This window comes from Pseudomonas akapageensis (genome assembly GCF_011355085.1).
Taxonomy (GTDB): domain Bacteria; phylum Pseudomonadota; class Gammaproteobacteria; order Pseudomonadales; family Pseudomonadaceae; genus Aquipseudomonas; species Aquipseudomonas akapageensis.
In genome coordinates this window covers 239,050-264,319 of sequence record NZ_VXCP01000016.1, presented here as the reverse complement: position 1 = coordinate 264,319, position 25,270 = coordinate 239,050, and the positions used below count along the sequence as shown (strand labels likewise).

At 59.9% G+C, this 25,270-nt stretch carries 23 protein-coding genes and 1 riboswitch; of the genes, 12 read left to right on the top strand and 11 right to left on the bottom strand.

Going from position 1 to position 25,270, the window contains the following annotated elements; genetic code table 11:
* Positions 1-21 precede the first annotated feature (21 nt).
* Entirely contained in the window at positions 22-2,019 is a 1,998-nt protein-coding gene (gene tkt, locus F2S13_RS13215; protein ID WP_166361419.1) for a transketolase, read from the bottom strand.
* 247 nt (positions 2,020-2,266) lie between these two features.
* On the opposite strand from tkt, the gene F2S13_RS13210 reads away from it, so the two are divergent.
* Entirely contained in the window at positions 2,267-3,262 is a 996-nt protein-coding gene (locus F2S13_RS13210; protein ID WP_166361417.1) for an ArsR/SmtB family transcription factor, read from the top strand.
* A gap of 18 nt (positions 3,263-3,280) precedes the next feature.
* Positions 3,281-4,471, top strand: coding sequence for a methionine adenosyltransferase (metK, locus tag F2S13_RS13205; protein ID WP_166361415.1), 1,191 nt, complete (start codon positions 3,281-3,283; stop codon positions 4,469-4,471).
* A gap of 187 nt (positions 4,472-4,658) precedes the next feature.
* Here the strand turns inward: metK and F2S13_RS13200 are convergent, their stop codons facing one another.
* Positions 4,659-4,955 (bottom strand): DUF6124 family protein, encoded by a 297-nt coding sequence (locus F2S13_RS13200; protein WP_166361413.1) that lies wholly within the window; start codon positions 4,953-4,955, stop codon positions 4,659-4,661.
* Positions 4,956-5,474: 519 nt separating this feature from the next.
* Here F2S13_RS13200 and ligB point away from each other — a divergent pair.
* Positions 5,475-7,160, top strand: a complete 1,686-nt coding sequence (ligB, locus tag F2S13_RS13195) for an NAD-dependent DNA ligase LigB (RefSeq protein ID WP_166361411.1) — start codon at positions 5,475-5,477, stop codon at positions 7,158-7,160.
* A gap of 113 nt (positions 7,161-7,273) precedes the next feature.
* Entirely contained in the window at positions 7,274-7,669 is a 396-nt protein-coding gene (locus F2S13_RS13190; protein WP_166361409.1) for a DUF1090 domain-containing protein, read from the top strand.
* A 151-nt stretch (positions 7,670-7,820) separates the two neighbouring features.
* Here the strand turns inward: F2S13_RS13190 and F2S13_RS13185 are convergent, their stop codons facing one another.
* Complete coding sequence (locus F2S13_RS13185) at positions 7,821-8,270, bottom strand: c-type cytochrome (protein WP_166361407.1); 450 nt, start codon at positions 8,268-8,270, stop codon at positions 7,821-7,823.
* A gap of 130 nt (positions 8,271-8,400) precedes the next feature.
* Between F2S13_RS13185 and mltA the strand changes: the two genes are divergently transcribed.
* Positions 8,401-9,573, top strand: coding sequence for a murein transglycosylase A (mltA, locus tag F2S13_RS13180; protein WP_166361405.1), 1,173 nt, complete (start codon positions 8,401-8,403; stop codon positions 9,571-9,573).
* Positions 9,574-9,587: 14 nt separating this feature from the next.
* Here the strand turns inward: mltA and F2S13_RS13175 are convergent, their stop codons facing one another.
* From F2S13_RS13175 to F2S13_RS13160, 4 genes are all read right to left on the bottom strand, one after another.
* Positions 9,588-9,971, bottom strand: a complete 384-nt coding sequence (locus tag F2S13_RS13175) for an MAPEG family protein (RefSeq protein ID WP_166361403.1) — start codon at positions 9,969-9,971, stop codon at positions 9,588-9,590.
* 13 nt (positions 9,972-9,984) lie between these two features.
* Positions 9,985-10,818 carry an EamA family transporter gene (locus tag F2S13_RS13170; protein ID WP_166361401.1) on the bottom strand — a complete coding sequence of 278 codons (834 nt, stop codon included), beginning with the start codon at positions 10,816-10,818 and terminating at the stop codon, positions 9,985-9,987.
* Positions 10,819-10,914: 96 nt separating this feature from the next.
* The gene (locus tag F2S13_RS13165) at positions 10,915-11,658 is read right to left on the bottom strand and encodes a GNAT family N-acetyltransferase (RefSeq protein WP_166361399.1); all 744 of its coding nucleotides are present in this window, start codon (positions 11,656-11,658) and stop codon (positions 10,915-10,917) included.
* An 18-nt stretch (positions 11,659-11,676) separates the two neighbouring features.
* Entirely contained in the window at positions 11,677-12,078 is a 402-nt protein-coding gene (locus tag F2S13_RS13160; protein WP_166361397.1) for an acyl-CoA thioesterase, read from the bottom strand.
* Between the two features lie 197 nt (positions 12,079-12,275).
* Positions 12,276-12,382: riboswitch (S-adenosyl-L-homocysteine riboswitch) on the top strand.
* Positions 12,383-12,404: 22 nt separating this feature from the next.
* On the opposite strand from F2S13_RS13160, the gene ahcY reads away from it, so the two are divergent.
* From ahcY to rhlE2, 5 genes are all read left to right on the top strand, one after another.
* Positions 12,405-13,814, top strand: coding sequence for an adenosylhomocysteinase (gene ahcY / locus F2S13_RS13155; RefSeq protein WP_166361395.1), 1,410 nt, complete (start codon positions 12,405-12,407; stop codon positions 13,812-13,814).
* Positions 13,815-13,948: 134 nt separating this feature from the next.
* Complete coding sequence (gene metF / locus F2S13_RS13150) at positions 13,949-14,794, top strand: methylenetetrahydrofolate reductase [NAD(P)H] (protein ID WP_166361393.1); 846 nt, start codon at positions 13,949-13,951, stop codon at positions 14,792-14,794.
* A 76-nt stretch (positions 14,795-14,870) separates the two neighbouring features.
* Positions 14,871-15,956, top strand: coding sequence for a hypothetical protein (locus tag F2S13_RS13145; RefSeq protein ID WP_166361391.1), 1,086 nt, complete (start codon positions 14,871-14,873; stop codon positions 15,954-15,956).
* A 61-nt stretch (positions 15,957-16,017) separates the two neighbouring features.
* A complete protein-coding gene (locus F2S13_RS13140; RefSeq protein ID WP_166361389.1) occupies positions 16,018-16,836 on the top strand; it encodes a substrate-binding periplasmic protein in 819 nt (272 codons plus the stop codon).
* A 222-nt stretch (positions 16,837-17,058) separates the two neighbouring features.
* Positions 17,059-18,927 carry an RNA helicase RhlE2 gene (gene rhlE2 / locus F2S13_RS13135; protein WP_166361387.1) on the top strand — a complete coding sequence of 623 codons (1,869 nt, stop codon included), beginning with the start codon at positions 17,059-17,061 and terminating at the stop codon, positions 18,925-18,927.
* 69 nt (positions 18,928-18,996) lie between these two features.
* Here rhlE2 and F2S13_RS13130 read toward each other — a convergent pair whose 3' ends face one another.
* From F2S13_RS13130 to F2S13_RS13120, 3 genes are all read right to left on the bottom strand, one after another.
* Positions 18,997-19,593, bottom strand: a complete 597-nt coding sequence (locus tag F2S13_RS13130) for a YceI family protein (RefSeq protein ID WP_166361385.1) — start codon at positions 19,591-19,593, stop codon at positions 18,997-18,999.
* 32 nt (positions 19,594-19,625) lie between these two features.
* The gene (locus tag F2S13_RS13125) at positions 19,626-20,177 is read right to left on the bottom strand and encodes a cytochrome b (protein ID WP_166361383.1); all 552 of its coding nucleotides are present in this window, start codon (positions 20,175-20,177) and stop codon (positions 19,626-19,628) included.
* A 230-nt stretch (positions 20,178-20,407) separates the two neighbouring features.
* Entirely contained in the window at positions 20,408-22,195 is a 1,788-nt protein-coding gene (locus tag F2S13_RS13120) for a flavin monoamine oxidase family protein (RefSeq protein WP_166361381.1), read from the bottom strand.
* Positions 22,196-22,413: 218 nt separating this feature from the next.
* Between F2S13_RS13120 and F2S13_RS13115 the strand changes: the two genes are divergently transcribed.
* Both F2S13_RS13115 and F2S13_RS13110 read left to right on the top strand, forming a co-directional pair.
* Complete coding sequence (locus F2S13_RS13115; RefSeq protein WP_166361379.1) at positions 22,414-23,820, top strand: adenosylmethionine--8-amino-7-oxononanoate transaminase; 1,407 nt, start codon at positions 22,414-22,416, stop codon at positions 23,818-23,820.
* A gap of 54 nt (positions 23,821-23,874) precedes the next feature.
* Positions 23,875-24,594, top strand: coding sequence for a 16S rRNA (uracil(1498)-N(3))-methyltransferase (locus F2S13_RS13110; RefSeq protein ID WP_166361377.1), 720 nt, complete (start codon positions 23,875-23,877; stop codon positions 24,592-24,594).
* Here the strand turns inward: F2S13_RS13110 and trhA are convergent.
* A complete protein-coding gene (gene trhA, locus F2S13_RS13105; protein WP_166361375.1) occupies positions 24,591-25,208 on the bottom strand; it encodes a PAQR family membrane homeostasis protein TrhA in 618 nt (205 codons plus the stop codon). The two genes, F2S13_RS13110 and trhA, sit on opposite strands and share 4 nt — an antisense overlap.
* Positions 25,209-25,270: the final 62 nt, after the last annotated feature.

The following is a 25,270-nucleotide window of genomic DNA, read 5'->3' as shown; positions in this document are numbered from 1 at the left end:
GAGCTGAGCTCAGCTAGCTACTTAGTCTTCCAGCAGCTCGTCAGCCGTACCCAGGACGTTTTCCAGGGTGAATCCGAACTCTTCGAACAGGGCTGGCGCAGGCGCCGACTCGCCGAAGGTGGTCATGCCGATGACGCGGCCTTCCAGGCCAACATACTTGTACCAGTAGTCGGCGTGAGCGGCTTCGATGGCGATCCGCGCGCTGACCTGCAGCGGCAGTACCGACTGCTTGTAACTGGCGTCCTGGGCATCGAACACCGAGGTGCACGGCATGGAAACCACACGCACCTTGCGGCCTTGCTCGGTCAGTTTGTCGAAGGCCTGAACAGCCAGCCCCACTTCCGAACCGGTTGCGATCAGGATCAGCTCCGGCTCGCCAGCGCAGTCACGCAGCACGTAGCCACCGCGAGCGATGTCGCCGATCTGCAGGGCCGTGCGGTTCTGATGCGTCAGGTTCTGGCGGGAGAACACCAGCGCCGACGGGCCATCGTTGCGCTCGATAGCGTACTTCCAGGCCACGGCCGATTCGACCGCATCAGCTGGACGCCAGGTATCGAGGTTCGGCGTGCAGCGCAGGCTGGCCAACTGCTCGATTGGCTGGTGCGTCGGGCCGTCTTCGCCCAGACCGATGGAGTCGTGGGTGAACACATACAGCACACGCTTCTTGATCAGTGCGGACATGCGCACGGCGTTGGCCGCGTATTCCATGAAGATCAGGAAGGTCGCGCCGTACGGCACGAAACCACCGTGCAGGGCTACACCGTTCATGATCGCGCTCATGCCGAACTCGCGCACACCGTAGAACATGTAGTTACCGCTGGCATCCGTAGAGCTGACACCCTTGCAACCTTTCCACAGGGTCAGGTTGGAACCGGCCAGGTCAGCCGAACCACCGAGGAATTCCGGCAGCAACGGGCCGAATGCATTCAGGGCATTCTGGCTGGCCTTGCGGCTGGCGATGTTTTCGCCCTTGGCAGCGACCTCAGCGATGTAAGCGGTCGCTTTTTCAGCGAAGTCAGCCGGCAGCTCACCGCTCAGGCGACGGATCAGCTCGTTAGCCAGCTCCGGGTACGCAGCGGAGTAAGCAGCGAAACGCTGGTCCCACTCGGCTTCGACAGCAGCACCGGCTTCCTTGGCGTTCCACTCGGCATAGATATCAGCCGGGATTTCGAACGGGCCATGGTTCCATTTCAGCGCAGCACGGGTCAGGGCGATTTCCTCGGCACCCAGTGGCGCGCCGTGGCAGTCTTCCTTGCCTTGCTTGTTCGGCGAGCCGAAGCCGATGGTGGTCTTGCAGCAGATCAGGGTTGGCCGATCGCTCTTGCGCGCGGTTTCGATGGCGGTCTTGATTTCGTCGGCGTCATGGCCGTCGACATTGCGGATCACCTGCCAGTTGTAGGCTTCGAAACGCTTTGGCGTATCGTCGGTGAACCAGCCTTCGACTTCGCCGTCGATGGAGATGCCGTTGTCGTCGTAGAAGGCGATCAGTTTGCCCAGGCCCAGGGTACCGGCCAGGGAGCTGACTTCGTGGGAAATGCCTTCCATCATGCAACCGTCACCCAGGAACACATAGGTGTGGTGGTCGACGATGTTGTGACCTTCACGGTTGAACTGGGCTGCCAGCACTTTTTCCGCCAGGGCAAAACCCACGGCGTTGGCCAGGCCCTGGCCCAGAGGACCGGTGGTGGTCTCGACACCCGGGGTGTAGCCGTATTCCGGGTGACCCGGCGTGCGGCTGTGCAGCTGACGGAAGTTTTTCAGGTCGTCGATCGACAGGTCGTAGCCAGTCAGATGCAGCAACGAATAGACCAGCATCGAGCCGTGGCCGTTCGACATGACAAAACGGTCGCGGTCGGCAAAGGCCGGGTTGCTTGGGTTGTGTTTCAGGAAGTCACGCCAAAGTACTTCGGCGATATCCGCCATACCCATTGGGGCACCGGGATGGCCGCTGTTGGCTTTTTGCACGGCATCCATGCTGAGGGCACGAATGGCGTTGGCACGCTCACGACGGCTGGGCATCGCTTATCTCCTGGGGCTTAAATAGAACGAAACGGAAAAAAGACAGGCATTTTCCCCGAGAAACATGCCTCTGGGCAATGACAGATGGTCGTTGATCGCATTTTTCCTGTCATTGAGCGGGCAAACCCGAGGCAACGCCTGATTATTGACCGCTTAACGGGCATTTCGACTCCGCTCATCGTGCAATATCAAAACTTTTTGATATTGCCCTTGCAGGCAGCGCCCCCGCTCACTAGACTGCCGCCCCATGAACTTGCGCGTACCCACTATCGGCCATGAACACTGCGACGAGCTGGCTGCCCTGTGCAAGGCCGGCGGTGACCCGCTGCGGCTGAATGTGTTGCGCGCCTTGACCAATGATTCGTTCGGCGTTCTGGAACTGGCGCAGATCTTCGCCATCGGCCAGTCCGGCATGAGCCATCACCTGAAGGTCCTGGCCCAGGCCGACCTGGTGGCGACCCGGCGCGAAGGTAATGCCATCTTCTATCGCCGCGCCCTGCCCGATCCCACTGACGTGGGCGGCCGATTGCATGCGGCGCTGCTTGAAGAGGTCGACAGCCTGGATCTGCCGCTTGATGTGCAAATGCGCATCCGCCAGGTCCAGCAGCAGCGTGCTGCTGCCAGTCAGGATTTCTTTTCCCGGGTCGAGGAGAAATTCCGCGCCCAGCAGGATTTGATTGCCGGCCTTGCGCAATATCGCGAAAGCCTGCTGGCCTTGCTCGACAACCTCAATTTCGACAGCCAGGCCGTCGCACTTGAAGTGGGCCCGGGTGATGGTGAATTCCTCCCCGAGCTGGCCAGGCGCTTCGCGCAGGTCACCGCGTTGGACAACAGCCCGGCAATGCTCGAGCTGGCACGCAAGGTTTGCCTGCGCGAAGGCTTGGCTAACGTATCCCTGCAACTGGCCGATGCATTGAGCGAGCCCGGTAGCCAGGCCGATTGCGTCGTGTTGAACATGGTACTGCACCATTTCACCGCGCCGGCCGACGCCCTCAAGCAATTATCCACACGGGTGAAACCCGGTGGTAGCTTGTTGGTGACAGAGTTGTGCAGCCACGACCAGAGTTGGGCCAAGGAGGCCTGCGGTGATCTCTGGCTGGGTTTTGAACAGGATGATCTGGCCCGTTGGGCCACCGCTGCGGGACTCGTTCCCGGGGACAGCCTCTATGTAGGCTTACGTAATGGTTTCCAGATTCAGGTCCGCCATTTTCAGCGACCGACTGGCGACACTCACCATCGGTAAATTTAGGAAACCGTCGAGATGAGCGAATACTCCCTTTTCACCTCCGAGTCCGTGTCTGAAGGGCATCCGGACAAAATCGCCGACCAGATTTCTGATGCGGTGCTGGACGCCATCATTGCCGAAGACAAATTCGCTCGCGTTGCGTGCGAAACTCTGGTGAAAACAGGCGTTGCCATCATCGCCGGCGAAGTCACCACTTCGGCCTGGGTCGATCTGGAAGACATCGTCCGTAAAGTCATCGTCGACATCGGCTACAACAGTTCCAACGTCGGCTTCGACGGCGCCACCTGCGCCGTCATGAACATCATCGGCAAGCAGTCGGTAGACATCGCCCAAGGCGTTGACCGCAGCAAGCCGGAAGATCAGGGCGCTGGCGACCAGGGCCTGATGTTCGGCTACGCCAGCAACGAAACCGACGTACTGATGCCTGCGCCGATCTGCTTCTCCCACCGTCTGGTGGAACGTCAGGCCGAAGCTCGTAAATCCGGCCTGCTGCCTTGGCTGCGCCCGGACGCCAAGTCCCAGGTGACCTGCCGCTACGAAAACGGCCGTGTCGTGGGTATCGATGCTGTCGTTCTGTCGACCCAGCACAACCCTGAGGTTTCCTACAAAGACCTGCGCGAAGGCGTGATGGAGCTGATCGTCAAGCACGTGCTGCCAGCCGAGCTGCTGCACAAGGACACTCAGTTCCACATCAACCCGACCGGAAACTTCATCATCGGTGGCCCGGTGGGCGACTGCGGCCTGACCGGCCGCAAGATCATCGTCGACACCTACGGCGGCATGGCCCGTCACGGTGGTGGCGCGTTCTCCGGCAAGGATCCATCGAAGGTTGACCGTTCCGCCGCCTACGCCGGCCGTTACGTTGCCAAGAACATCGTGGCCTCGGGCCTTGCCGATCGCTGCGAGATTCAGGTTTCCTACGCAATCGGCGTCGCTCAACCGACCTCGATCTCGCTGAACACCTTCGGCACCGGCAAACTGGCGGATGAGAAAATCATCCAGCTGGTACGCGAGCACTTCGACCTGCGTCCATACGCGATCACCAAAATGCTCGACCTGCTGCACCCGATGTACCAGGAAACCGCAGCCTACGGCCACTTCGGCCGCACTCCGGAACTGAAGACCGTCGGCGACGACACCTTCACCACGTTCACCTGGGAACGTACCGACCGCGCCGACGCACTGCGCGCTGCTGCTGGCCTGTAAGCGCCGCCGCTGGCAAAAAGCCCCGACCGGAAAACCGGCCGGGGCTTTTTTTATCTATTTTTCTCGTTCCCACGCTCCGCGTGGGAATGCAGAGCAAGACGCTCCAGCGTCGTCGCCCCGGAGCGTAACGCAGAGCGTCACGGGATGCATTCCCACGCGGAGCGTGGGAACGAGGGATCGGCGTTGGTCAGCGAGTACCGGGCTGCTCCAGCACCGCGCCAATAAACGCCTGCGCCGCATCAAGCTGATGAATCAGCCCGAGCACCAGCGATTTGTCATTCAGGTGCAAGTGATCGACCACATCCCAGGCCATGGCTTCGGCGTATTCGATCAAGGTCGTGGCATGGGCCAGGGCGTCTTCGGCCGGGATGCCGCCGCGTACGGTGAACATGGGCTGGCCGTTGCTGTCGACGGTGCCGAAGGGTTTTTCGTAGGTGAACAGTGAGGGGGTTGATGCGGGTGGATCGGGGACTATTTTGATCATGGTGTAGCTCCTCTCGTAGTGGAGCTGCCACGTTCGTTACCAAGCGAATTAGGGTGGCAGCTGTACGCAGGTTGGTAAACCGGGACGAAAGGAACCCGGCAGGCACGAATGCCTCCCGCGCACAGCCGCCATAAAACGCAAATGCAGACATGAAAAAAACGCCTGCAATCGTAGAATGGGCGCTGTTGCGCCTTTCGTTCCGTGGGTTACCAAGCCCGGTCGTTGAATTGTCAACGACTGGGCAAGACTAGCCATCGGTAAACACTGGCGCAACCGCATTCAAGGCGTGCTGATTATGCTTGGGAAATGTCACTCAAGAAATAAAGAATTCGCCTACAGGTAGTCCGCTATCGCTGGCAAGCCAGCTCCCACAGAGTTCACAACAGATCTCAGTGGGTGCCCTGTGGGAGCTGGCTTGCCAGCGATTAGGCCGACATATCCGCTTAAAAGTCTCGCTGACGCCGAGGCTTTTTTGTTCCTAGGCTTTGAGTTCCTCTTCATCGAGCAAGGATGCTCAGCATGTTGCCCAACCTGAAGTCCTTCTGCGCCCTGCTGCTTGCCCTTTGTGCAGGCCAGACGCATGCCTTCATCTGCCCGGAGTGGCCACCCACCCAGGCGCGAATTGAAATCGAAGCCCTGAGCCAGCGCATTGCCGGCTGGGACGACCATTATCATCGCCAAGGCGTTTCCCTGGTCGCCGACGAACTGTATGACCAGAGCCGTGCCCGGCTCCAGGGTTTGCGTCAGTGCTTCGCCCAGCCAGTCGCTACCGATGGCAACCCGCTGAAGACAGCCAGCGGGCCACTCAAGCACCCCATACCGCATACCGGCCTGGACAAACTGGCCGATGACAAGGCAGTCGAGGCCTGGATACGCGGGCGTAACGACCTGTGGATTCAGCCCAAGATCGACGGTGTAGCGGTCACGCTCGTTTACCGAAAGGGAATACTGACGCAACTCATCAGCCGTGGTGACGGCGCCACGGGCCATGACTGGAGTCGTCATATTCCCGCGCTCACAAGCCTTGTCCAACAACTGCCCAAACCCATCGACCTGTTGCTTCAAGGCGAACTCTATTGGCGTTTGCCGGACCATGTGCAGGCACATTCGGGCAGTCTCAACGCTCGTAGCAAGGTCGCCGGTTTCATGTCCCGTCACCAGTTGAGTGCTGCTGAAGGTGCCGAACTTGGCCTGTTCGCCTGGGACTGGCCACAAGGCCCGACGACTCAGGCCGAACGATTGACCGGCCTGGTCGAACTGGGCTTTGCCGAGCCTGCGCGCTACAGCATGCCCATCACGAATTTTGCCGAAGCCGCCCAGTGGCGCGAACGCTGGTACCGCGCCCCGCTGCCATTTGCCAGTGACGGTGTTGTCCTGCGCCAAAGCCGACGACCAGCAGCTGAACGCTGGCAGGCCCGGGCGCCATACTGGATAGCCGCCTGGAAATACCCGCTGGCCCAGGCACTGGCTGAAGTGCGCCAGGTCAATTTCAATGTTGGCCGTAGCGGTCGGATCACGCCGGTGCTCACGCTTGAACCCGTGCAATTGGATGATCGCCTGATCAGACAGGTCAGCGTCGGATCCCTTGATCGCTGGAAAAGCCTTGATATCCGCCCCGGCGATCAAGTCGCTGTCAGCCTCGCCGGCCTGACAATCGCTCGGCTCGATGGAGTGGTTTTGCGCAGCGTACATCGAGCCGAAGTCAGCCCTCCTGCAGAGGGTGCCTATCATGCACTCAGTTGCTGGCAGCCCACGCCCGGCTGCGAGAAACAGTTCCTCGCCCGACTGGACTGGCTGGGCGGCAAGCAAGGGCTGGCCCTGAAGCACATCGGCCCCGGTACCTGGCAGAAACTGATCGCTAGTGGGCAGGTCAACGGGCTGGTCGACTGGCTCGATCTGCAGACCGAAAACCTTACAAACATTCCCGGGCTGGGCCAGCGCAGCGGCGCTAAACTGCTCGACAGTTTGCGCTCGGCCAGAGACCAGTCTTTCCGAACCTGGCTGACTGCGCTTGGCCTACCCGCCCCCAAAGGTCTCGAACTGGAAGGCAACTGGGTAACCCTGGCAGCACGCAGCGAAGCGCAATGGCAAGCCGAACCTGGTATCGGCCCCGGTCGCGCTGCGCAATTGAGTGCTTTTTTTCGCCATCCACAGGTCATCGCGGTAAGCAATAAATTGCGTGCGGCTCAAATCGAGGGTTTCTAATTTCCCGCGATCGCGGCAGGATTCGGGGCATGGAACCCGGTTCGATTCCAACGGGTCTGACTGAACAACCGCAAGTAGCGAGTCTCCAGCGCTATCTTGCCTATGGAGCCTCTATGAATTTCCCCTCTCGCCTGGCCCTGATCACAGTCTGCGCATTGCTGTGCACACCGCTCATGGCAGCCGAAGACGCGCCAGGCCTCACCGGCTGCGCAGCCAAGCGCCAGGCCATCAGCGATCAGCTCGAACAAGCGCGCGCCAACGGCAACAGCGATCAGCAGGCGGGCCTGGAAACTGCGTTGAGTGAAGTGACCTCCAACTGCAACGATGCATCCTTGAAGAAAGAGCGCGAAAACAAAGTGCTCGAGGCCAGACATGAAGTGAGCAAGCGTCAGGCCGACCTGGAAAAAGCAATGAGCAAAGGCGATCCGGACAAGATCAATTCGCGCAAGGACAAACTGGCCGAATCGCGCAAGGAGCTGCAAGAGGCACTGGACGAACTGGACAAATGATCCGATGTGACCGCCCACTTCCGTAGCAGCTGTGACCTCGTTCCCACGCTCTGCGTGGGAATGCAGTGACAGACGCTCTGCGTCGCTTTACTGCGCGTCAGGGGAGGCATTCCCACGCAGAGCGTGGGAACGAGTGTATCTACGAAGTTTGTCAGTGATCGCGAAACTCGGTGTGGCAGGCCTTGCAGCTGTCTTCGACTTTTTGCATCGGGGCAGTCAAGTTCGGAGCTTGTAGTGGTTGGTTTCGCGTGGCGATGACCAGCTCTCCTGTCGCCGATTCCAGCGACCGTGCAAGCTCCTGAAAACGCGCCTGTTTCTGCCAGACTTCGGCCTTGGCGCTGGTGTGATCCTCTTCCCTGACCTGCGGAAAATGCTTCCAGGGTTCATGGGACAAGGCGTCGAGCTTGACCGCGCCATCGGCGAATTTCTGCCCGTCGAACGGCAGGCGACCACGCAGCATTCCGCCCATGTCTTCGCTGGTCTTGAGCATTTGCTTGAAAATGGCTTTGCGCTGACCCAGCGGAGAGTTCGGATCGACCCCGCCGCAGGCGGACAGGGACAGACAGGCCAGCAATACAACGGAAAGTCTTTTAAGAGTCATGATGGCTTCAAATCACGAGAAAACGGCGGCCAGTATCCTCGCGTCATCGGCAAAGACCAATAGCCACATTAATAATGCGGGTTGCACGGGCACTCGAAGGCACCCGGTAACCTTCCAAGGAAAAAACTTCATGAACATCCCTTACAAGCAGTGGTGCCGCAGCCTGAGCCTGGCTTTGCCGCTGGCTACACTGCTTGCCGGCTGCAATGGCGGCAACAATGAAAAACCCCACACGCATGCCGTTGCAACCTATGCCAATGCAAGCTGGGACGCACTGCCTGCCGTTTCCGACAATGACCTGCTGGCCGGCTTCGCTTCCTGGCGCAGCGCTTGCGAGCGACTCAAGGCCGATGCCAACTGGGCCCCAACCTGCAGCGCAGCGGCCGGCGTGACCCAGACGCCGCAAGCCATTCGAGGTTTTCTTCAGGAGCATCTGGATGTCTACGGCCTGCGCTCGGCCAATGGCACGCCCAACGGCTTGATCACCGGCTATTACGAACCGGTCTACCCTGGCAGCCTGGTGAAAACCAGCGAGCACAACATTCCGGTCTACGGCGTGCCCGAAGACCTGATCGTGGTCGCGCTCGACAGCGTCTACCCGGAACTCAAGGGCAAACGCCTGCGCGGGCGGATCGAGGGCCGCACCCTCAAGCCTTACGATGTTGCAGGCGTTATCAACGCACAGGGCGTGAAAGCTCCGGTGCTGGCCTGGCTGACCGATCCGATGGACCTGCAGTTCTTGCAGATCCAGGGCTCGGGGCGCATCCAGCTCGAGGGCGGGCGGCAGCTACGGATCGGCTATGCCGATCAGAACGGTCACCCCTATCGGCCCATCGGCCGCTGGCTGGTCGAACAAGGCGAATTGAAAAAAGAAGACGTCACCATGGGCAGCATCGATGCCTGGGCCAAGGCCCATCCGACGCGGATCCCCGAACTGCTGGCAAGCAACCCCAGCTATGTCTTTTTCAGCACCCGCCCGGACAGCAACGAGGGGCCGCGGGGTTCGCTCAATGTTCCGTTGACCGCCGGCTATAGCGTCGCGGTGGACCGCAAAGTGGTTCCTCTCGGCAGCCTGCTATGGCTGTCGACCACCACGCCCGATGGCAGTGCATTGGTACGCCCCGTGGCCGCCCAGGATACCGGCGGCGCTATCACCGGCGAAGTCCGTGCCGACCTGTTCTGGGGGACCGGAGATGCCGCCGGCAAGCTGGCCGGGGACATGAAGCAGCAAGGCCAGATCTGGATGCTGTGGCCCAAGGGGGTCGCGCTGCCTCAGGTTCCTCAGGTCGCCGACGCCCAATAGGTGTCGGTGCCCACTCACATCGAAACGAAGAAGAAACTGGCGACAATGCCCATGCCGACGAACCACACCAGCGAACGCAAAACGGCCCAGTCTGCCAGGTAGCAAATGATGTAGAGCAGACGACTGGTGATGAACATCACTGCCAATACATTGATGGTCACCAGGTCTGCACCTTCGGTGATGTAGGCAATGATCACCGCCGCCGCGAACGCTGGAATGATTTCGAAGCTGTTCAATTGCGCTGCATTGGCGCGCCGGGCATAACCCTGGAGGCTGTCGAGATAGGCACGTGGATCGTGGTTCTGCTTCAGCCCGTAGCCACCGCCAGCCTTGGCGATCACGGCGCACAGGAAAGGCAGGAAGATGGCGATCAATACACACCAGAAAGCAACAATCATGGGTAGATCCTTTTCAGAGTTTCATCACGAGCATGCCGACCAACACCAGAGTGCACGCTAGAAGTCGCGGTCGGCCGAACGGCTCCTTGAGGTAACGCATCCCCAGCAACACCACCAGAATCACACTGATCTCGCGCAATGCCGCCGCCTCGGCGATCGAGCCCAACTGCATGGCCCAGAGCACCAAAGCGTAGCTGAACAACACACAGAAACCGACGCTCAGCCCCAGTCGCCATTGCGTGCGCCAGAACAACGAAAATGCAGGCCGCTTGCGGGTCAGCGCCAATAGCGGGAATGGCCAGGCACTGATCAGGGTCAACCACACCAGGTAATCCAGAGGCTGCGGCCAGCGCCGCAAGGCCTGCCCGTCGAGAAAGGTGTAACAGCCGATGCACAGGCCTATCAGCAAGACCACCGGCAACATCGACCAAGGCAGGCGATCGCCACCACCACCCTGCCAAAGCAGGCAGAGCATCCCGAATGGAATCAACAGGATGCCGACGATCTGCTGAGTGCTGAGTACCTCACCGGCAAATATCAGGGTCAGGGCCAGCACCACCAGCGGCGAAAGACCGCGCATCAAAGGGTAGACCAGGCCTAGGTCGCCGACCCGATAGGCTTTGATCAAGAGGTAGCGATAGAGCAATTCGAACAGCGCCGAGGCAATGAGCCAAGGCCAGATTGCAGCAGGTGGGAGCGAGACGAAACCCAGCAGTGGCACCACGACCAGCAACGCCACGGCGTCCATGCAGGCCACGACCAGCAGGCGCTCCGCGCTGAATTTGATCAGGGTATTCCAGGCCGCATGCAATAGCGCCGCCATTAACACCAGGGCTGTCGCCAGCACGGTCCGCTCCTTGTCCGGGTCGACGGAATTGATGAGTCACAGGTACGCAGCTGCTTTTACTGCGGCGGCCCACTATTTACGCCCATGACAATTAAATCAATTCCCTCTTGGCTTGCTACCCACAAAACTGAACTCATTGAAGAGGTTGGTCACTGCAAAACCCAACCGATCATACAAAGGCTCGCCCATTTCGGTGGCATAAAGCACTGCACAGCGCGCGCCATTTGCTTTGGCCACTTCCAGCGCGGCTGCCAGGACAGCACTTGCAAGCCCTTTGCGGCGAAACTCCACCCTTGTCGACATCGTATAGACGCCGACTTCGAACTGTCCGTTGTAGATAAGTGCAGTAGCCGCCGGCACCCCCTCGTAACAGGCCAGAAAAGGCTGGCAGCCCGCAACCCTGATGATGGGATAGAAGAAATCCCGGAAGCAGGTGATATCGAATCCGAAGCTATCGACAGCCGTTGCCGACCAAACCTGAAGCTGCGAATCGGAAGAGACTTCTTCTACCGTTATCTTTGAGGAGTATGTGAGTGAGGGATAGGTGTCCAGAGACAGCAGCATCTCCGGAAACTCCGTAGCCGCCAGGAAACCGTAATCTTCAAGACCTGATGGATGACCTTCGGCAAGCCAGCAATAGGGGCGCCCCGTATAAAATTGCCGCACTGCCTTGATGGACTCAACGCTCGGTATTCCCCAGGCCATATTGACAAAGGGAATCTCACCGGGCGCCTTGAGCGCCATCACTCGATCGGATTGCAGGATTTCCCAGCCGGGCACAGTCGACATTCGCTGAAGAACTTCCAGAAAATTGCCCTGCTGGGTGCGTGCCAGGCTCATCTGTCAGCCCCCCTTGCTTCACTCCACTTGATCAGCACCGAACTGGTCTTTGATGTACTTGATTTCAGTGCGGCCATGGGGCGCAGGCAAGCCGTCCTCACCCAGATTGACGAAGACCATTTTGTCGATCGTGAGAATGCTCTTGCGGGTGATCTTATTACGCACTTCACACTGCAGCGTAATGGACGTGCGACCGAACCCGGTGGCGGTGATGCCCAGTTCGATGATGTCGCCCTGGCGAGAAGCGCTGACGAAGTTGATTTCAGAGATGTACTTGGTCACCACACGCTGGTTACCCAGCTGGACGATGGCATAGATCGCCGCTTCTTCGTCGATCCAGCGCAACAGGCTGCCACCGAACAGGGTGCCATTGGGATTGAGGTCTTCGGGCTTGACCCATTTGCGGGTGTGGAAATTCATGCTCACTCCTGACCGTCTGCCGATTGATACAACCATCATGGCAGACCCACGGACGGGGCTCTATGGAGTATCGACCATGGTCTGAATTAACCGTTCGAACATCGCCCGACGGAAATCCTTTGGCAGAAGCGTCGGCACGGCTATAATCGCCTCCGTTTCAAAACGGTCATCTTCACTTGCTACCGTTTTCCCGCCACCTGTCCGAGGGGCGCTGCAGCAGGCTGGTCCTGTCAGGCTCGGATGGGGCGTTGTCTGGCCAGAATGTTCCGGCCGGGCCTTAAACGCACAACGGCGCCCATTCGCACACTACGAATGGAGGCTCTTTCATGAGCGCTGTAATCACGCCTGCAGATTTTAACGACTACAAAGTCGCCGACATGTCCCTGGCCGCCTGGGGCCGTCGCGAAACCATCATCGCCGAATCGGAAATGCCGGCTCTGATGGGTCTGCGCCGCAAGTACGCTGGTGAGCAGCCGCTCAAGGGCGCGAAAATCATCGGCTGCATCCACATGACCATTCAGACTGCCGTGCTGATCGAAACCCTGGTTGCCCTGGGTGCCGAAGTACGCTGGTCGTCCTGCAACATTTTCTCGACCCAGGACCAGGCCGCTGCCGCAATCGCTGCTGCCGGCATCCCGGTTTTCGCCTGGAAAGGTGAAACCGAAGAAGAATACGAGTGGTGCATCGAGCAGACCATCCTCAAGGATGGCCAGCCTTGGGATGCCAACATGATCCTCGACGACGGCGGTGACCTGACCGAGATCATCCACAAGAAATACCCGGCCATGCTGGACAAGATCCACGGCGTGACCGAAGAAACCACCACCGGCGTACACCGCCTGCTGGACATGCTGGCCAAGGGCGAGCTGAAAATCCCGGCCATCAACGTCAACGACTCGGTCACCAAGAGCAAGAACGACAACAAGTACGGCTGCCGTCACAGCCTGAACGATGCGATCAAGCGCGGCACCGACCACCTGCTGTCCGGCAAGCAAGCGCTGGTCATCGGTTACGGTGACGTGGGCAAGGGCTCGGCCCAGTCCCTGCGCCAGGAAGGCATGATCGTCAAGGTGTCCGAAGTCGACCCGATCTGCGCCATGCAAGCGTGCATGGACGGTTTCGAGCTGGTTTCGCCGTTCATCGATGGCGTCAATGACGGCACCGCTGCCAGCATCGACACCGCACTGCTGGGCAAGATCGACCTGATCGTGACCACCACCGGTAACGTCAATGTTTGCGACGCGAACATGCTCAAGGCCCTGAAGAAGCGCGCTGTCGTCTGCAACATCGGTCACTTCGACAACGAAATCGACACGGCTTTCATGCGCAAGAACTGGGCATGGGAAGAAGTGAAGCCACAGGTACACAAAATCCACCGTACCGGCCCGGGCGCTTTCGACGCTCAAAACGACGATTACCTGATTCTGCTGGCCGAAGGCCGTCTGGTGAACCTGGGCAACGCCACTGGCCACCCAAGCCGGATCATGGACGGTTCGTTCGCCAACCAGGTACTGGCGCAGATCTTCCTGTTCTCCCAGAAGTACGCCGACCTGTCGCCTGCACAGAAGGCCGAGCGTCTGACCGTTGAAGTCCTGCCAAAGAAACTCGACGAAGAAGTGGCCCTGGAAATGGTCCGCGGTTTCGGTGGCGTGGTCACCAAGCTGACCAAGCAACAGGCTGAATACATCGGCGTTACCGTCGAAGGCCCGTTCAAGCCTCACGCTTACCGCTACTGATCAGCCCCCGCTCCCTTTGTAGGAGCGGGCTTGCCCGCGATGCGGTGTGTCTGACACACCGCGTTGCCTGAATCGCTGGCAAGCCAGCTCCTACACGGGGAGCGTCCGGCCTTCGAGCTTCCAAGGATACGACCATGTCCCAAGAACGTCGCTACAGTTTCGAGTTCTTCCCGACCAAGACCGATGCTGGGCAAGAAAAACTCCTCGCCACTGCCCGTCAGCTGGCCAGCTACAACCCGGACTTCTTTTCCTGCACCTATGGTGCTGGCGGTTCGACCCGCGACCGCACGCTCAATACCGTGCTGCAACTGGAAAGCGAAGTAAAAATCCCTGCTGCTCCGCACCTCTCGTGTGTCGGCGACAGCAAGGACGATTTGCGCTCGTTGCTGGCCCAGTACAAGGCCGCTGGCATCAAGCGCATCGTTGCCCTGCGCGGTGACCTGCCGTCAGGTATGGGGATGGCCAGCGGCGAGCTGCGCCATGCCAATGACCTGGTCGATTTCATTCGTGAAGAAACCGGCAATCATTTCCATATCGAAGTCGCCGCTTACCCTGAGATGCACCCGCAGGCGCGCAATTTCGAAGACGATCTGAACAACTTCGTTCGCAAGGCCAATGCCGGCGCCGACAGTGCCATCACCCAGTACTTCTTCAATGCCGACAGCTACTTCTACTTCGTCGAGCGCGTACAGAAGCTGGGTGTGAACATTCCGATCGTGCCGGGCATCATGCCGATCACCAACTACAGCAAGCTGGCGCGCTTCTCCGATGCATGCGGTGCAGAGATTCCGCGCTGGATTCGCAAACAACTGGAAGCCTACGGCGACGATGTACAAAGCATCCAGGCGTTTGGCGAACAGATCATCAGCGAAATGTGCGAAAGCCTGCTGCAAGGCGGGGCACCAGGGCTGCACTTCTATACCCTGAATCAGGCAGAGCCAAGCCTGGCGATCTGGAACAATCTCCAGCTGCCGCGTTAACCTGCATTCCCCTGAAAAAGGCCTTGGCGTAAGCTCAAGGCCTTTTCCGGTACCGACTCAGGGGTAATGACGCCCAATGTTTTCGACGGACAGCAGCACCGCCCCGCAACTGGTCTACCTGGTATATGGCAAGGACACCTACCATCAGGAAGCCGTCTTCAGTATTGCCAGTGCCCTCGCCGGCATGCGCGAAACCCCGGGCGAACCACTCGACATCCAGGTTTTCAGCGACAACGCCGAGCCTTATCGCCAGCTACCGGTGCGTGTGCGCCCGCTGGACGAGACCACACGCCAATCCTGGAGCGGCCCCCATGGCTATCACTTTCGGGCCAAACCCGTTGCCTTGCGCAAAGTGCTGGACGAGTCGACGCTGGCCCTGCTGATCGACACCGACACCTTTTTCCATGCATCCCCCCTGGAACTGTTTCGTCGCATCGAGCCTGGCACCCTGCTGTGCAATGCCATTCTCCAACGTTTCGGTACTCATAAAACCACCCCGCACTACCGCTATCTGGCGCCCTTGTTGAGCGCGCGAGGCCTGGCGGACGACCAGACGCCCCTGCTCAACTCCGGCGTCATTGGCCTGCATCAAAGTGACGTCCACGTACTCGACAAAACCATCGAGCTGATCGACGAATGCTTCCCCTTGATGGTTGAAGGCCCTTACAACCTTGAAGAGTTCTGTTTGTCGGTGGCAGCCTATCGATCCTGCCAGGTGCGTGAGTGCCCCGACCTGATTCACCATTACTGGAGCCGAAAAGAGCTTTTCCGGGCAAAGATACAAGCCTGGCTACGCAAGCACGAAGCCGCCCCACTCACGCAGGAAGCACTCGACGATACGCGTCTGGTCACTGCGCAACTGCCTCGCCCACCCGCAATCCAGCGCCTGGGCTACAAATGCCTCACCGTGGGAATGCCGGCGCAACAACGCCAGTTTTCCCTCGAGATTCTCTACGGTTGCTACCGGCATAAAAACGAGTTCGATCAGGCCTGCGCGCCAGTCTGGTGGGAAAAGGCCAAGGCGAACGCTGAAAAACGCCTGGGCAAGCCGCTGGAGCCCCAGTTGCTCGAACGCTGGCTGAATCAGCCGATCCTGCGGCTGGCGTTGGGCAGCCAGCGCAAGGTGATCTATCAGCACTTGACACACCAACAAGCCAGCTGAAGGTGCAACCCAGAGCGCTACGCCTCTAGCCATCCTCGGCCGGTCGTCGTACTCTCCAGCCATGCCATCTATTGTCCAGCTTTTGACAGCCTTGCTATTCACTTGCCTGAGCTTGACCGCTCATGGCGAGAAGTTGCGCATTGTCACCGAACCCTGGCCGCCGTATGTCTATCTGGAAAACGGCAAACCCAAGGGGCTGGACTACGAGGCCACAGCACTGGTTTTCCAGCGCCTGGGCATAGACGTCGAATGGCAGTTCCTGCCCTGGAAGCGTTGCCTGGCAATGCTTGAGCAAGGCCAGGCCGATGGCGCCCTGGATATATTCCAGACCAGGGAGCGCGAAAGCCAGCTGTTCTACCCCGGCGAAGCGCTATCCGAGGTGGAGTTCGTACTGTTCTACGCAAACGCCCGCCCGCACCCGGTCCAGACCCTCGATGATCTGCAGGGCCTGACCGTTGGCATTTCGCCCGGATACACCTACAGCGAAGCATTCAGGGAATCCAGCGCATTCAAACGCGAGCCCGGGCCCACCCATGAGGCAAACTTCGGCAAGCTGGTCAAAGGCAGGATCGATCTGTTCATTACTGACCGCAGGGTCGGGCGTCAGGTAGTCAAAGACCTGGGGCTTCAGAACCAGATCAGCGAGCTGCCATTGGTGATAAGCCGCCAGAAACAGTATCTGGCCGTACGCCGCAATGTCGGCATGGACCTTCTGGCACAGCGCTTCGCCGCCGAGCTCAAACGCTTCAAGCGTGAACCGGCGTACGCACAACTCAGTGCTCGATACGACTATCAGGACACTGCCGGCACAACCTTTCCCGAGGTCAGTCGCCTGGAAGTGCGGCAAACCGTTGAGCAGCAGGAAAGCAGCGCGCCGTGATTGCTCTGTTATACTCGGGCATTCCCGCCAGGCTTACGCCCGGACGCTCGGCCTCGCCAAAGGCATTCCGACCAGCAGGACAGTGCGGCTCAAGCCCCTCTGGACGCCTTCGGATGTGCATTGCAGACCCGGCAGGACCGGACGCGACAGCATCACAGGATGCCCGTCGCGCCAGGCAAGATCATCCCATTGGGCAAGGCCCTCACTAGAACAGGATTACTCATGTCCTTTGCTTCCCTCGGTCTCTCCGAGGCTCTAGTCCGCGCCATCGAGGCAGCGGGCTACACCCAGCCTACTCCGGTGCAACAGCGGGCTATCCCCGCCGTGTTGCAAGGTCGCGACCTGATGGTCGCGGCACAGACAGGTACTGGTAAAACCGGCGGCTTCGCCCTACCGATCCTGGAACGGTTGTTCCCCAACGGTCATCCGGACAAATCCCAACGTCACGGCCCGCGCCAACCGCGCGTACTGGTCCTGACCCCAACCCGTGAACTGGCAGCCCAGGTCCATGACAGCTTCAAGGTCTATGCCCGTGACCTGAAGTTCGTCAGCGCCTGCATCTTCGGTGGCGTCGGCATGAACCCACAGGTTCAGGCCATGGCCCGTGGCGTCGATGTACTGGTGGCTTGCCCCGGTCGTCTGCTCGACCTCGCCGGCCAAGGCAGCGTCGACCTGTCTCACGTCGAAATCCTGGTACTGGACGAAGCAGACCGCATGCTCGACATGGGCTTTGTCCATGACGTGAAGAAGGTTCTGGCGCGTTTGCCGGCCAAGCGGCAAAACCTGCTGTTCTCGGCAACGTTCTCCAAGGACATCACCGACCTTGCTGGCAAGCTGCTGCACAACCCCGAGCGCATCGAAGTCACGCCTCCGAATACCACGGTCGAGCGGATCGAGCAGCGCGTGTTCCGCCTGGCGGCCAGCCACAAGCGTGCACTGCTGGCGCACCTGATTACTGCCGGCGCCTGGGAACAGGTGCTGGTCTTTACCCGCACCAAGCACGGCGCCAACCGCCTGGCTGAATACCTGGAAAAGCATGGCCTCAGCGCTGTGGCCATCCACGGTAACAAGAGCCAGAACGCCCGCACCAAAGCCCTGGCCGACTTCAAGGCCGGTGCTGTGCGGATCATGGTCGCCACCGATATCGCCGCCCGTGGCCTGGACATCGACCAGTTGCCCCATGTGGTCAACTTCGAACTGCCTAACGTCGAAGAAGATTATGTGCACCGCATCGGCCGGACCGGCCGTGCCGGTCGCACCGGTGAAGCGATTTCGCTGGTCGCGCCTGACGAAGAAAAGCTCCTCAAGGGCATTGAGCGCATGACCCGCCAGAAGATCCCGGACGGTGATCTGCTCGGTTTCGATGCCAGTGCAGTAGAGGCCGAAAAGCCTGAGGTGCGTGAACGCCCGCAAGCCAACAATCCTCGCAACGCCCGTGGTGCACGCGCCGATGGCGCTAACGCCAGCGGTGGTGGCCGTAAGGATAAAGGCAAGGATAAAGGCAAGGAAAAGCCCGCCGGGGCGCGTCAAGAACGCCAACCCCGTGACAAGAAGCCACGTCAGGCCCAGGACGCTCAGCCGGCCGCACCGGTGGCTCGCGCCGACCGCGCACCGGACGAGTTCCTGGATGACGAGATCGACAATTTTGGTAACCGGGCCGACTACGTCAGCCCGTACCAGAACAAGAACCAGGGCCGCAACCGTCGCCCGGGCGCTCCAGCTCAGGCCGGGGCCGGTGGTGCCGGGCAAGCTCCGCGCAATCAGGGTCGCAGCAGTGGCCCACGCAGTGGCGGCGGTGCCAGCACTGGTGATGCTTCCGGAAAACGCAGCGGACCCCGTAACGGCGCTCGCGATGGTGCAGCGCGTGACGGCCAGCCGCGTCGTGAAGGCGGGGCGCGCAATCGCCGTCCGGCACGCGACGACTCGGCCCGGCAGGAACCCGCGGTGAAAAACCCGCGTGAAAGCCAGAACCAGCCGAAAATCATGCACAAGGAATCGAAAATCGATCGATTCCCGACGCCTGAGCAGCTGGATCAACTGCCAAGCCGCCCACGCGGCGAGAAACCAGCGTTGCTGACCCGCAACCGCTGATTTATCGCAGACATAAAAAATGCCCCCGGTCGCGAGACCGGGGGCATTTTTTTGTGTCAGGCGAAATGATTACTTCGCTTGGACACCCTCAAACGAGATGTACAGCTCTACTTCATTGGAAGCCGGCCCCAAGTCCTTCATTTTGGCGAAGTCCATACGGTTGATGCGGGTGACACCCTCAAAGCCAGCACGGTAGCCGCCCCATGGATCCTTGCCTTCACCCAGGAAGGTCGCTTTCACCACGATTGGCTTGGTCACGCCCAGCAAGGTCAAGTCGCCGGTCACGTCAGCCGTTTCTTTGCCATCGGCGTTCTTGCCGGTGGGTTTGACGCTTGTGGAGACAAACTTGGCTTCGCCGAATTTGCCCACGTTCAGGAAATCAGGGGTGGCGATGTGCTTGTCGCGTTCAGCGTGGTTGGTGAAGTTGCTGGCAGTGCGTACGTTGAACTCGATCTTGGCATCTTCAGGCTTGGCAGCATCGAAGCTGAACTTGCCATCGATATCCTTGAAGGTACCGGTGATGTAGCTGTAACCCAGGTGGCTGACCTTGTAGTCGACAAAGGCATGCTGGCCTTCCTTGTCGACAACATAGTTGTTTGCCATCACGTTGCCTGCCGACAACAGCGCAGTCCCGATCGCCAGAGCGGCAAAAGTCTTTTTCAACATGCATTCTATTCCTTTGGAGTTGAGGTTGAACATCAGGCTTTGCGTCCCAGCATGCGTGTCAGGGTCGCGTCACGGTCAATGAAGTGGTGTTTCAAGGCAGCCAATGCATGGACACCGGCAAATATCACTAGCGCCCACGCCAGGTAGAGATGAACGACGCCGGCGACGTCGGCCTGGTCGGGAAGCCCGCTGATCAACGCGGGCACTTCGAGCATCCCGAATACCGGAATGCCGACCCCGTCCGAGGTGGAAATCAGGTAACCGGAAATCATCAGGGCGAACAGGCCGACATACAGGAGCCCGTGACCGAGCCTGGCTCCCAGCCGGGTCAATGGCCCGTGATTGGATGGCGACGGCGGTGGCGGGCTGATGAAGCGCCAGAGCAGGCGCAACAGCATGAAAGCGAAGAGTGTCAGACCGATGCTTTTGTGCAGGTCCGGAGCATCCTTGCGCCATGTGCTGTAGTAGTCGAGACCGACCATCCACAGGCCCAGCGCAAACAGACCGAACACAACAAGGGCTACACCCCAGTGCAGCGTGATGCTGACCCAACCATAGCGAGAGGTAGTGTTGCGCAATTGCATTGCCGTTTTCCTGTAAGAACTGTGCTCAAGACTAAAGATTTACGTATCGAATTAAAGCGGAAAATTTCGCTTTGAAATATCGGGAAATACGATCGGTAATCTGAGACGGGCACGTTAAGGAAACATTAATAAACATCCTGGGAGCCTTGAACCGATCGCATGAGCATGCGACCGGATCAAGAATAGGCGCGATCGGACGATCGCGCCTGAAGGTGATGCAACGTGTGCCGTTATGACTTGGCGTCAGCGACGGTCGCCGGCTTGGCAGCAGGCTTTTTAGCGGCTTGTTCCTTGGCCGGTGCCGGCTTGGCCTGTGCCGCAGGCTTCTTGACCGCTTCGGCCTTGGCGACCGGTTTCTTCGCCGGCTGGGCTTTGGCTGGAGCCTTTTTAACAGGCGCGGTCTTCACCGGTTCGACCTTGGCCTGCGGAGCAGCGACAGGTGCAGGTGCGATTACGGGAGCTGCCACAGGAGCTACTGGCGCCGGTACCGGCTGCGCAGGAACTTCGGCCACTTTTTCGACCGGCTTGCTGGCAGCCTTGTCCGAACCACCAAACAGGTTGGAGAAGAACCCGCCTTTGCTTTCCTTGGCGGCGACAGCAGCCGCTGCAGCTACCGGTGCAGCACTCACCGGGTCGAAGGATTTACCCGCAGACAGGCCTTGGACCTGGGATGCGGCCCGCTGACCACTGCGCAGTGCGCCTTCCAGGGTGCCCGGGTACAAGGCGTCGGTGTGCTCACCAGCGAAGACTACCCGTTGTACCGGACGCTCCCACAGGCGCCAGTATTTGCTGATCTGGCCAGGGCCGAATGCCAGGTACGCGCCGCCCGTGCCCGGGTCGGTGCTGTAGCGACGAATTTCATAGCCGGTGAAGGCACCGCGCGCCTTCGGGTAGAAGGCGTGCAGGCGAATCAGTACCTGGTCGGCCATTTGCTTGTCGCCGAAGGTCTGCAGCAGTCGGGCGTTATCGCCGGACAGGTTGATGATCACATTGGCGCCACCCTTGATGGCCGGTTCGATCCAGAGCATGCCCAGGCCGGTATTGCTGTAGATCTCACCGGACAGGCGAGCCTTGCTGTCCCAGACCGGATTGCTGAATTTCAGCATCAGTTGATCGCGCCAACCGTAGTTGGTGCCCTTGATCGCATTGAGGTGCAGCGTATCGAGCGATGGCGTCAGCTGAATCTTGTTCAGCGCCCGCAGCGGTACCGCCAGTACGACATAGTCAGCCTTGTAGCTGACCGTACCGACGCTCACGGTCACGCCGTCCTTGTCCTGAGTAATCGCCGAGACCGGGGAGCTGGTCTTGATGGTTTTCAGCTGTTTGACGAAAGCCTGGGCCAATACCGGGCTACCGCCTGGCAGTCGTGCGGCGCGCAGGTCGCGGTCGCTGACACCACGGTAGACCCGGGTCTGCTGAGCGAAGTACAGCAGCGACAGGCGCGAAGGTTCGTCATAGCGGGTCCGGATCTGCTGGTTGACCAGCTGGCGCGCGGTCGTGGGCAGTTGCAGCTTGTCCAGCCAGTTCGATACGTTGATCTGATCCAGGGCGAACAGCGTGCTGTTGGCGGCCGGGTTTTCCGGATCGCTGATCGAGGCCGCCAGTTCGTCCAGGGTCTTTTCGTAGCGCTTGAGTGCTTCTGCGGTTGCCGGTTGCTTGGTGGCCAGATCGGCGGCAGTGAAATATTCGCCATCGATCAGATAGCTGGGGACACGTACAAACTCCGGCGCCGGCAGCGTGCTCAGCTTGAAGGCGTCCAGGTAGCTATTGAGCACCGGCTGAGCCTTGCTGTTGCCGATCCACTCGCTGGCGGCCAGGCCCGAGCGACCGCCCATGTCCGGCTTGGCTTCGAGCAGCGTGACCTGCCAGCCTTTGTTCTGCAGCTCATACGCTGCCGTCAGCCCCGCCAAGCCGCCCCCGACCACAATGGCCGTCGATTGCTTGTCCTTGGCCAGCGCCGAAACGCTGAACAGTCCTATCAAAACCAGCGCACAGGCGCGTAGCCAACCAGCAGACATTCTGCGAACTCCGGATCAAGGCAATGGGGAAATATTCCCCGGAAGGTCAATTGAGCGCGCAGGATACGCCACGCCTCAAAGCCCTGCCAGCGGTGAACTGGGGGGGCGTTTGCAAAGCATAGATTGGGTTTGATGGGTTGTCCCGCGGCCGGGCATTGCATAGGCTTGCGGCATTGTTTGCCGAGCACGTCCAGACCGTTGCTGCCAGGAGAGAAAATATGGGCCTCAATAACCAGTGGATGCAACGCGACCTCGCGGTCCTGTGGCACCCCTGCACCCAGATGAAAGATCATGAACAACTGCCGCTGATCCCGATTAAACGCGGGGAAGGCGTCTGGCTTGAAGACTTCGAGGGCAAGCGCTACCTCGATGCCGTCAGTTCCTGGTGGGTCAACGTATTCGGGCATGCCAACCCGCGTATCAACCAGCGGATCAAGGATCAGGTCGACCAGCTCGAGCATGTCATCCTGGCCGGTTTCAGCCACCAACCGGTGATCGAGCTATCGGAACGCCTGGTGAAAATCACACCCGACGGGCTGACGCGGTGTTTTTATGCCGACAACGGCTCATCCTGCATCGAAGTGGCGCTGAAAATGAGCTTCCACTACTGGGTCAATCGTGGCCAGCCGGATAAAAAGCGCTTCGTCACCCTGACCAACAGCTACCACGGCGAAACCATTGCGGCGATGTCGGTCGGTGATGTGCCGCTGTTCACCGAAACCTACAAGGCGCTGCTGCTCGACACCATCAAGGTACCCAGCCCCGATTGCTACCTGCGCCCCGAGGGCATGGGTTGGGAAGAGCACTCGCGGAACATGTTCCAGGCCATGGAGCAGACCCTGGCCGAACATCACGCCAGTGTCGCCGCCGTGATCGTCGAGCCGTTGATTCAAGGCGCCGGCGGGATGCGCATGTACCACCCGGTTTATCTCAAGCTGCTGCGCGAAGCCTGCGACCGTTATGGCGTACACCTGATCCATGACGAGATTGCAGTGGGCTTCGGCCGTACCGGCACGATGTTCGCCTGTGAGCAGGCCGGCATCCGCCCGGACTTCCTCTGTCTGTCCAAGGCCCTGACCGGTGGTTACTTGCCACTGGCGGCCTGCCTGACCACCGACGATGTCTACAGTGCCTTCTACGACGACTATCCAACCCTGCGCGCCTTTCTCCATTCGCACAGCTACACCGGCAACCCGCTGGCCTGCGCCGCGGCCCTGGCGACCCTGGATATCTTCGAGCAAGACAACGTCATCGAGAACAACAAGGCACTGGCCCAGCGCATGGCCAGCGCCACCGCGCACCTGGCCGATCACGCCCATGTCGCCGAAATTCGCCAGACCGGGATGGCCCTGGCGATCGAAATGGTTCAGGACAAGGCCAGCAAGACGGCCTACCCCTGGCAGGAACGCCGTGGCATGAAAGTCTACCAACATGCTCTGGAACGCGGCGCCCTGCTGCGTCCGCTGGGTAGTGTGGTGTACTTCCTGCCGCCCTATGTGATCACCCCGGAGCAGATCGATTTCCTGGCCGAAGTTGCCAGCGAAGGCATCGACATCGCGACCCGCTCGAACCTCAGCGTACAGGTGCCGGCCGATTTCCACCCGGGCTTCCGCGATCCGGGCTAACCCTGCTTCCAGGCGCAGCAATGCGCCTGTTCCCGTTTTTTAAAGAGTCAGACCATGAGATTGTCGCGCTTTTTCATCGATGCTCCCCTGAGCCTGGGTGAGCATGAACTGCCTGAGGCCCAGGCCCACTATATCGGCCGTGTTCTGCGCATGGTCGAAGGCGATGCCGTGCAACTGTTCGACGGCAGCGGCCAGGAATACCGCGGCCAATTGCTGGAAGTCGGCAAGAAACGCGTACGAGTGCAACTCGATGAGCAATTCACCGGCCAGCGGGAATCGTCCTTGCCCATTCATCTGGGCCAGGGTCTGTCCCGTGGCGAACGCATGGACTGGGCGATCCAGAAAGCCACCGAGCTGGGTGTCACTGAAATCACCCCGATTGTCAGCGAGCGCTGCGAAGTTCGCCTCAAGGACGAACGCGCCGACAAGCGTCTGGCCCACTGGCGGCAGATTGCGGTCAGCGCCTGCGAGCAATGTGGCCGCTCCACGGTGCCGGTGATCCATTCGCCCCTGGCCCTGAGTGATTGGCTCAAGCACACCGAAGCCGAATTGAAGCTGGTGCTGCACCCGGTGGCCGAGCCGTTGGTCAGTCATGCAAAACCTGCGAACCTGGCATTTGTGATCGGCCCTGAAGGTGGATTGACCGATAGCGAAGTGGACCAGGCCAAGGCCGCGGGCTTTCACGCCGCCCGCCTGGGTCCGCGCGTGCTGCGCACCGAAACGGCCCCTGTGGTGGCGCTGGCGGTTGCCCAGCAGCTCTGGGGAGACTTCTAGAGCACGTAGAAGAAAATCGCCACGAAGTGCAGCAGACTCCCGGCAATGACAAACAAGTGCCAGATGCCATGCCAGTGGCGGAATCGGCTGTCGTAGGCAAAAAAGATGATACCGACGGTGTAGAACACCCCGCCCGCGGCCAACCAGGTGAAGCCTGCACGGCCCAGGGCGGCCAATAAGGGTTTGACCGCGACCAGCACGATCCAGCCCATCACGGCATAAATGATGATCGACAGGACACGCGCTTCCGAGCGCGGCTTGATCTCTTGCAGCATGCCGATCAGCGCCAGCCCCCAGACAATGCCGAACAGGCTCCAGCCCCAGGGGCCCCGCAGCGTAACCAGACAAAACGGCGTGTAGCTGCCGGCAATCAGCAAGTAGATCGACAAGTGATCGAGCTTGCGCATGATCACCTTCGCCCGCCCCTGGACGCTGTGATAGACCGTGGAAATGCTGTAGAGCACCAGCAAGGTAGCCCCATAGATCGCCATGCTGACAATCTTCCATGGATCCCCTTGCAGGCTTGCCATGACTATCAGCCAGGCAACACCGATAAAAGCCAGCACGGCACCCACCAGGTGGGTCCAGGCGTTGAAACGCTCGCCGTGGTACATGCAGTTCAGTCCTCCTGTGTTTGAAGGCAGCGCCTCTCGTTCCCACGCTCCGCGTGGGAATG